We start from the raw sequence: 278 nt of genomic DNA, 5'->3' as shown, positions 1-278 counted from the left end.
CTTTGGCCAAATCAGCCATACCCTGAGCCAATTTACGGGTTTGCACACCGAGTTTGTCAAAAAATCCGGCAGTACTGATCAGTTTCAAGGTTGCCAAACCTGCCGCGACAGCGACCGGATTACCTGACAAAGTGCCAGCCTGATACACATTTCCAAGTGGCGCCAGATTGGCCATGATGTCTTTTCTACCGCCAAACGCGGCAACGGGTAAGCCACCGCCAATCACTTTGCCGAGCGCAGTGATGTCGGGCGTTAGACCATAGTGGCCTTGCGCGCCC

1 protein-coding gene is annotated in these 278 nt (G+C 54.3%); it reads right to left on the bottom strand.

Annotated features, from left to right (window positions below; translation table 11 throughout):
* Nucleotides 1-278: aminotransferase class III-fold pyridoxal phosphate-dependent enzyme (locus ACZ3HG_RS23475; protein WP_465334746.1), on the bottom strand; the 278-nt coding region annotated here is incomplete at both ends.

The organism is Erwinia sp. PME.40.26/001, assembly GCF_055556675.1.
The sequence above is the reverse complement of the archived record's forward strand: the minus strand, read 5'-3'. Positions and strand labels throughout refer to the sequence as shown.